8 protein-coding genes are annotated in these 8068 nt (G+C 34.6%); 4 read left to right on the forward strand and 4 right to left on the reverse strand.

Annotation, left to right across the window (positions count from 1 at the left end):
• Positions 1–858: 858 nt before the first annotated feature.
• Positions 859–1563, reverse strand: a complete 705-nt coding sequence (locus A9G36_RS05090) for a lipopolysaccharide core heptose(II) kinase RfaY (protein ID WP_034943623.1) — start codon at positions 1561–1563, stop codon at positions 859–861.
• Positions 1564–1758: 195 nt separating this feature from the next.
• Between A9G36_RS05090 and A9G36_RS05095 the strand changes: the two genes are divergently transcribed.
• A complete protein-coding gene (locus A9G36_RS05095; RefSeq protein ID WP_034943619.1) occupies positions 1759–2055 on the forward strand; it encodes a GIY-YIG nuclease family protein in 297 nt (98 codons plus the stop codon).
• Between the two features lie 57 nt (positions 2056–2112).
• Here A9G36_RS05095 and A9G36_RS05100 read toward each other — a convergent pair whose 3' ends face one another.
• From A9G36_RS05100 to A9G36_RS05110, 3 genes are all read right to left on the reverse strand, one after another.
• Positions 2113–3099 (reverse strand): serine/threonine protein kinase, encoded by a 987-nt coding sequence (locus tag A9G36_RS05100; protein ID WP_065568544.1) that lies wholly within the window; start codon positions 3097–3099, stop codon positions 2113–2115.
• A gap of 13 nt (positions 3100–3112) precedes the next feature.
• Positions 3113–3724 (reverse strand): ribosome biogenesis GTP-binding protein YihA/YsxC, encoded by a 612-nt coding sequence (gene yihA, locus A9G36_RS05105; protein ID WP_051825026.1) that lies wholly within the window; start codon positions 3722–3724, stop codon positions 3113–3115.
• 68 nt (positions 3725–3792) lie between these two features.
• Positions 3793–5004, reverse strand: coding sequence for an aspartate aminotransferase family protein (locus tag A9G36_RS05110; RefSeq protein WP_034943613.1), 1212 nt, complete (start codon positions 5002–5004; stop codon positions 3793–3795).
• A 187-nt stretch (positions 5005–5191) separates the two neighbouring features.
• On the opposite strand from A9G36_RS05110, the gene A9G36_RS05115 reads away from it, so the two are divergent.
• The 3 genes from A9G36_RS05115 to A9G36_RS05125 all read left to right on the forward strand — a co-directional run.
• Positions 5192–5467: an oxidative damage protection protein gene (locus A9G36_RS05115; RefSeq protein ID WP_034943610.1), complete on the forward strand. Its 276-nt coding sequence runs from the start codon at positions 5192–5194 to the stop codon at positions 5465–5467.
• A gap of 1 nt (position 5468) precedes the next feature.
• Positions 5469–6539, forward strand: coding sequence for a membrane-bound lytic murein transglycosylase MltC (gene mltC / locus A9G36_RS05120; protein ID WP_034943608.1), 1071 nt, complete (start codon positions 5469–5471; stop codon positions 6537–6539).
• A 426-nt stretch (positions 6540–6965) separates the two neighbouring features.
• Positions 6966–8068: hypothetical protein (locus tag A9G36_RS05125; RefSeq protein ID WP_141670625.1), on the forward strand; the 1103-nt coding region annotated here is incomplete at its 3' end.

The raw sequence follows: 8068 nt of genomic DNA on the forward strand, positions 1-8068 counted from the left end.
AGGAAGTCATTATTACAATATTAAGTCGGATGGTAGATTAAAATTGATCCGTGCGGAAAGTGGTAATTATCTTTTATAAAGTTATTTTAATTCATTAGATTACTGTTAAGTTTAAGATTTGCGGGGGTAAAAAAGTGTTTCCATACTTACTGTCATACCAATATACAGCTGATACGAGCCATAAGCCGAAGCAGTGATAAAAGCGATTAAAAAATTTTAACTAACAGGTAATAACTGATGAAAACACAAATCAAAAAAGTCTTAATATTAGGTAGTAGTTTACTGATGTTATCGTTACTGACAGGGTGCGATTTTACCGATTATAAAACGCGAATTTAAAATGGTTATGGCAAAGTTTGTATTAACACAAAAGTCAAAACTAAGTTTATTTTCATCTAAGAACTATTGAATTTATGTATCTCTATGAATTTATATTAAAAAATGATAGGTCTTGGTAAAAATGGAAAAATTAAAGTGAACCTGCTTTTTATTTTATAAAAATTAATTAGTTAAAAGTTTTTAAAAATTGAAAAAATTTGGTAGAATTTACCAATTTAAATAAGTTTATATAAAACATATAGATAAAATTAGAGTGTTCCCTGTATACACAGGGATAAACCGCAACCCTTTAATAAATCAGCTTTCCATTCGTCGTGTTCCCTGTATACACAGGGATAAACCGCCAATTAGTGCAGAATTAATTGAGGCATTTTTGTGTTCCCTGTATACACAGGGATAAATCCATGAAGGTGATGTTGAATATAAAACAGAACGTGGTTAGGAAATGTATTATTCAAAAATTATCAATTATTGAAAGTGTGAGGTGTTTAGTGCATCCTCATATAAATGGGTTTTAATTTAATTTTCCTTACCGCGAAGTTTTCTTGATAACCGTTTAAATCCATGAGTGAATTTTTTTATCGCCATTGCTAAAAATGGAACTTTTATTTTGATATTAAACCGTTCTTGTAATTCAATGGCGTCGTTAGCTTTGGTTAACCAGATAAACCCTGAGTTAGTTAAATCAATGGCTTTAATTTTTCCGTCCGGTGTTAAAATAAAGTTTCCACCATGGATATCATTTGAAACCAAGTTATAATGGTGAAGTTTTTCAACGCAGTGTTTTATTTGCTCTCCGTAATCTTTCATTTCGTCCCACGCTAGTGAGCGCCCTTCGATGAAGTTAAAAATCATGTAATGACGTTTCGTTTTTTCGTCAAAAGCAACAAGATAAAGTTCATAGGCAATATCACACTTATCAAGCGAGATTTTCGCCAATTTACGAATTAAATTGAAATAAAAATCGCCAGTTAATTTTGCAATAATTCGGCGTTCTAAACGATGTTCGACTCCGCCGTCTATTTTGAAAATAAATTTGGTTTGGTTGTGATTGATTAAGTAAGTGTATCTTTCTATTTTATCGCTAGGATCAAGTAGCTGGTGATGCCCTTCTTCTGCTAAAAATTGGTCAAAAAGCTTAAGATAATCGATTTCATCATTTTGTACGTAGGCAAACTTGATATTGCCTCGTTGGCGTTCAATAATTTTTGCAAAATTATTCAAATTATATAACCTCAGTGGAACTTGAAAAAATTGCTTTATCTTAAACATTATCGTGATTAATGTAAACGACACTATGGTTTTTATATGATTGGAATATAAATAGAAGGTAGATTCGGTTTAAGTTGTATATGTGGTTTGTTTAAAATGCTATGATACCGGTTTTATTGATTTTGTAATTTATTGTTTAAATGAGTTATGTCAGAGCAAACATCGATATGGTTTTTATATGTTATTAGGACAGCCAAACAATCACTTTATACAGGTATTACAACCGATGTACAAAGACGATTACGCCAACATCAGAATAATAAAGGTGCAAAGCATCTAAAAGGTCATCAAGATTTAAAAGTGGTTTACCAAGTTAAAGTCGGTGGACGGTCATTAGCTTTAAAACTTGAGTATCGAATAAAACATCTTTCAAAAAAGGACAAAGAAGCATTGATTATTCAATCCCCTGATTTAAATAATTTATTGAAGTTACTTGATAAGTAGAAAGGGTGAGTAACGTCGAAATACCCGCTATTTTTTATAGTAAATAGATAGCCCATTTTACATAGTTGACATTAATTGCAGCGGAGGGGATTTAATCGCTTGAATCTGCTGGTTAAATTGTGTCAATTGTTGCTGCCAAAAATCAAGATCTGTAATCCATGGAAAGGCAATGGGGAAAGCGGGATCTTGCCAACGAGTAATTATCCATGCTAAATGATGCACCATTCTCATAGCTCTTAGGGGCTCAATTAATTTTAGTTGTTCTTTATCAAAATGGTAAAAAGATTCGTACATTTCAATGAGTGTATCTAGCTGTAGTCGTTGTTCTTGACGATCACCATGCAGTAACATCCATAAGTCTTGAATGGCTGGACCATTGCGTGAATCGTCAAAATCGACAAACATCACATTATCATGGCATAAAATGTTGCCTGCATGACAATCTGCATGTAAGCGAATTGCTTGCCAGTCATTATGCCAATGTTGTTCTACGGTCTTAATCAATTGTGTTAAAGTTGCTTTGAGTTCAATATGAATTTTAGAGGGAAGGTAACGGTAAGATAATAAAGTGTCTTGCGGCTTATAAAGGTACTCTTCAAGCCCGATTGTGGGGCGATATAAAAATGTTTCTTTAGCACCAATTTGATGTATTTGACCAAGTCGCATACCTGCTAATTCCATTTGTTCTATGTTATCTACTTCGTATTGCCGTCCACCTACACTAGGAAATAACGCGAAGAAATAGCCTTGATATTCATGTAAGGTACGGTCGTTAAATACCAGAGGTGCAACAACAGGAATTTCCGCATTTAAGAGCTGCTGTGTGAATTGATGCTCTTCAAGAATCTGCTTTTTTGTCCAACGGTGTGGGCGATAAAATTTAGCAATGTAACGAGTGCGCTGTTCATCATAAAATTGGTAAACACGGTTTTCATAGCTGTTTAATGGTGTTAATCCAGAATCCACACTAATCCCCATTGATGCTAAACCATCTAAAATCCGATCTGGCGATAAGGTATGAAATGAAAAAGCAGCACTATTCATTAACTAGTTTCCTTTATTGCAAATTAAACCATTCATTTAATTTTTGTTTTAATGGTTCTAGCCCAATGCGTTTAGGTGACGAAAAGGGCGCTACAGTAATGTCACCTTGGAAAGGTAAAATCGCTTCTTTAATCATGTTAACTTGTTTTTTTTGTGCTCCAGAGGCCAATTTATCGGCTTTAGTCAGTAATAACATAATTGGGATATTGACCGAAACTGCCCATTCAATCATTTGTTGGTCTAGATCTTTTAAGGGGTGTCTAATATCCATTAGGACAATTAGTCCTTTTAAACTTTCACGCTTTTGTAAATATTCACCCAGTGATTTTTGCCATTTGCGTTTGATTGCTTCAGGCACTTGGGCAAAGCCATAACCCGGCAAATCGACTAAACGGCAATTTTCTTCGACTTCAAATAGATTAATTAATTGAGTCCGTCCAGGCGTTTTACTGGTTCTGGCTAACCCCTTTTGATTGGTTAATGTGTTTAGTGCGCTTGATTTTCCTGCATTTGAGCGGCCAGCAAAAGCAACTTCAACTCCTGTATCATTCGGTAGGTGAGAAATGTCAGGGGCACTTAATATAAAGTGAGTTTTAGCGTAATTTAATGGGCGAATGTTATTCATGAAAGTGTATCCTTTAAGCCCAGTAATGGCACTTAATCTATTAAAATGACGTTACTGTATAGAAAAACTCAAGAATTGACAACCTTTTCGATGGCTTTTGTCAATCGTGTCATGCCTTCTTTTATTTCATCTTCTGTTATGATGAGCGAAGGCGTAAAACGTAATACGTTTGGTCCTGCATTTAAAATCATGACTTTAAATTCAGTTGCAATATTTAAAAAATCACAGGCTTTATTATGGAATTGAGGTTGTAGTTCTGCCCCTAATAATAATCCTTTACCGAGGTATTGTCGAAAGACTTTAAATTTATCATTAATTGTTTCGAGGTGTTCAATAAAAATGGCTCGGCGTTTTGGTATACTTTCGAGTAATTCAGGTGAGTTGATCATGTCAAAAGCTTCACACCCTACTGCACAAGCAAGTGGATTTCCACCATAAGTTGTGCCGTGAATGCCTGGTTGCATAACTGATGCAATCTCTTCTGTGGTTAGCATGGCACTAATTGGAAATCCGCCACCAAGTGCTTTTGCTGAGGTTAATATATCTGGCGTTACACTATAGTGTTGGTAAGCATATAAACTGCCAGTACGACCCATTCCGCATTGGACTTCGTCAAATACAAGTAGTGCTTTATACTCATCACATAGCGCCTTAACACCCTGTAAAAATTCAGGTGTTGCTGAAGTTAAGCCTCCTTCTCCTTGTATTGGTTCAAGCACTACTGCACAAGTATGATCATCCATAACTGCTTTTACTGCTTCTAAATTATTAAACGGTACGTGAATAATATCAGCAGGTTTGGCGCCAAAACCGTCGGAATATTTAGTTTGCCCACCAACCGAGACAGTAAAAAAAGTACGACCATGGAAAGATTGGTAAAAGGCGATAATTTTAGTTTTGTTAGGATGATATTTTTTAATCGCATAATAACGAGCTAGCTTGAAAGCTGCTTCATTGGCTTCGGCCCCTGAATTGGCAAAAAAGACACGATCAGCAAAAGTATGGGTAGTGAGTTTTTGTGCTAAAGTTAGAGCTGGTTCATTGGTAAAGACATTGCTTACATGCCATAATTTTTCACTTTGTCGATGTAATGCGTCTATTAATCGAGGATGACAATGCCCAAGCGCATTAACTGCAATGCCACCTGCAAAATCAATATATTCTTCGTTGTTTTGATCCCATATTCGGCTACCTTTTCCTTTTACAGGAATGAATTGTGCTGGCGCATAAACAGGTAAAATGACTTTGTCAAACAAGTCGCGTGTGATTTTTGGTTGCATTGTTTTATTCCTATCGTTTTTAATCAATTTTGTGTTAATAAAATAGCTGATTATTCGTTTTTTGTGAATAAATATTCATCAAGAAATGAAATATTACCTAACAAAATAGCCAATAATTTTCTTCTTTTCTATAAGTATTTTCAGGTATAATTGTTAACAATCGTTAATTGGATTTATAGAGATAAATATGAGCCGTGTTATTTATTGCCATTATTTAAAAAAAGAGGCAGAAAGTTTAGATTTTCAGCTTTATCCTGGCGAGCTTGGCAAGCGCATTTTCAATGAAATTTCTAAACAGGCTTGGCAAGAGTGGCTAAAAAAACAGACCATGTTAATTAACGAAAATAAATTTAACATGATGAATCCAGAACATCGAAAAAAAATTGAAACTGAAATGGTTAAATTTTTATTTGAAGGTGAAGATGTTGTCATTGATGGATACAAACCCGAAATTGAGAGCTAACATGAAAAATAATATTAAAATTATTACATTAATTGTTACAGTAAGTCTTTTAGCCGGTTGTCCTAGTAAACATGCAAATTTCGAAGATGAAGATTATTATGTTAAAGATACAAATGCCTTTAATATTTTAATTAGTCAATATGCCAATAATATTGAGCAGATTTGGGGTCCAAAAGAAGTTCTTATTGCAGGCCCTAAGGATTATGTTCAATATGAAGATAATTTACAAACACGTGTACATATCAATTTTGTTTCTGGTGTGATTACCATTGAAACATTGTCAAATACCCCTCAAGAGCATTTGAAAGAAGCAATTGTTTCTACATTGCTAATGCCAGAGCCTGTGGATATTATTCGCCACGATAAAATTAGCCAAGATTTGTCTCAGGAACCTTTTTTATTTAATCAGGTGTTAGATCAAGAAATGCAGCCTATTCGTTGGAGTGGCAGAGCTAATAATTTTGCTGATTATGTGTTAGTAAATAATATCAGAACACGTAAATCAGGTTCACATGAAATTACTTATGTTGAAATTAAGCTTGTTCCAAATCATATTAATCAACGCGCACGGAAATTTTTGCCATTGGTGACTGAAGCTTCAAATCGGTATTTTATTGACGAGCGATTAATTTTAGCAATTATGGAAGTTGAATCTGCCTTTAACCCTTATGCGGTTAGCCGTACTGATGCCCTTGGATTAATGCAAGTACAGCAGCATACTGCTGGGCGAGATATATTTAAATTACGCGGTAAATCAGGAGAGCCAAGTAGAAAGTTTTTGCTTGATCCTCGTAATAATGTGGATATGGGAACTGCCTATTTATCTTTACTTAAAACGAAATATTTAGCAGGTATTAATAATCCAATCTCTTTAAGGTATGCGATGATTACTTCTTATAATGGCGGCGCAGGCAGTGTACTTCGCACTTTTTCAGCTGATCGTAACGAAGCTATCAATATCATTAATTCAATGACCCCACAACAAGTTTATCGTAAGCTTGTCACCTCTCACGTTTCGCAAGAATCACGCAATTATTTAATCAAAGTAAGTAAGCTTTTAGACAATAGGTAATTTGTTTAATTTAATTATCCGTAAATACACTTTCTATGAGGCTATCGTACTATTGATAATACGATAGCGATTTTTTTAAGAAACTATTGATTGTTGATGATGTTACGCTTTTCTGGCGTATTTATTATTTTTTCTTAAAAAAACTTACATTAAACCGCATTATTAATTTCAATTTGTTGTTTTATTATGTTTTTTTTGTTTACAAGTCTTAGCAAATTATGTATTGAAGCAGAAGCCATGATGAACATACAATGACCAAGCACTCTATTAAGCATTAGTCTGTCAATTACAAAAATAAAACCACCTTAGATATAAGCAGTATTAAATATAAAGTTAATCACGGATTTTATCTTCACTTTATTGGTTAAGAGCTTTAATCCAGTCTTGTGTATAAATAAATATTTGAATGAAAGGAAATTATAATTCATGGGCAAATGTAATCGGATTCCATATTTTTCTTGTCTGGGTATAAGTGCTATTTTCCTTCTTGGCTCAAGTGCGGTTTATGCTAAAGCAGGTAATGTACCTAAACTAAATGTTATTCGGGATGAATTTAATACAGAAGAGAAGCTTAATCTCAGTATTTATAACCCAAAAGTTAAGTTAACATCCGATGGGTTATTTACCACTCCAATGGGGCTTTATGTCTACACCAACTATCCCACCAAAATAGCCGAATATCAAATTACAATTTACCGACAATCGGACGTGGATAATCAATATCCATTAAAGATATTGCGTTTTAGTGATATTAGTCCTTATGAAGCGGTATTATGGAATGGTGATACCGATAATGGTGAGCCGTTATCGATTGATACAGAGTATAAAGCGGTTTTAACTACGATTAGTCATACAGGATTAAAAGATAATGTTTATGCGGTAATGTTTCGTACTTTGGGTCATGGCGTGACTCAAGAAAGTGATTTTATTGCTTATACTAAACCCAATGTTGAAGCTGATTTGGTTAATAACGGAGCGTTATTTTACGGTCAATTAAAATCCGACAGTACGATTCCTGGATTTGGGCAAAGTCGTATTGATCATCAAGGTATAGTTGCCTCAGCTCAAGATCGTAAGGTAGTAATACAAATGAGCGGTCTGAACGATAAGAAAGAAGTCATGCTAAATGGTCAGCGATTGGTGGTGGATAATCATGGTCGAGCCATGCGTGAGCTGATTTTGTCTCCTGGTGAATATGAATTTAATTTAAGTTGGCAAGATGAAGAAGGTCAACGCCAATCTCAAAATGAGAAGTTGGTTGTTGAACAAGAAGACGATATTTTTTACGTAGGTATTGTGGATATTACTTATGCACAAAATAATGTGACAGGAGAAGGTAAAGCCATATTAGAAGAAGCTGACAGTCATCATTACAGCGGCAAGGGCAGTTGGGATGGTCGGGTTGCATTTTATTTAAAAGCCAACAAGGGTGATTATCGTTTAACGGCTCATTTAGATACAACTGAGACCAAATTAAAAAATGCGTTTGGTCATTTAGGTGAAAAAGACCCGAGTCGTTTTGTGCGTGA

It is taken from the genome of Gilliamella sp. Choc6-1, assembly GCF_001690385.1.
GTDB lineage: Bacteria > Pseudomonadota > Gammaproteobacteria > Enterobacterales > Orbaceae > Gilliamella > Gilliamella apicola_A.

Bases quoted from the DNA above. Each gene is read 5' to 3' on its own strand.
- mltC (WP_034943608.1), top strand. From the start codon at position 5,469: ATGAAAAATAATATTAAAATTATTACATTAATTGTTACAGTAAGTCTT.
- A9G36_RS05110 (WP_034943613.1), bottom strand. From the start codon at position 5,004: ATGCAACCAAAAATCACACGCGACTTGTTTGACAAAGTCATTTTACCT.
- A9G36_RS05100 (WP_065568544.1), bottom strand. From the start codon at position 3,099: ATGAATAGTGCTGCTTTTTCATTTCATACCTTATCGCCAGATCGGATT.
- yihA (WP_051825026.1), bottom strand. From the start codon at position 3,724: ATGAATAACATTCGCCCATTAAATTACGCTAAAACTCACTTTATATTA.
- A9G36_RS05115 (WP_034943610.1), top strand. From the start codon at position 5,192: ATGAGCCGTGTTATTTATTGCCATTATTTAAAAAAAGAGGCAGAAAGT.
- A9G36_RS05095 (WP_034943619.1), top strand. From the start codon at position 1,759: ATGTCAGAGCAAACATCGATATGGTTTTTATATGTTATTAGGACAGCC.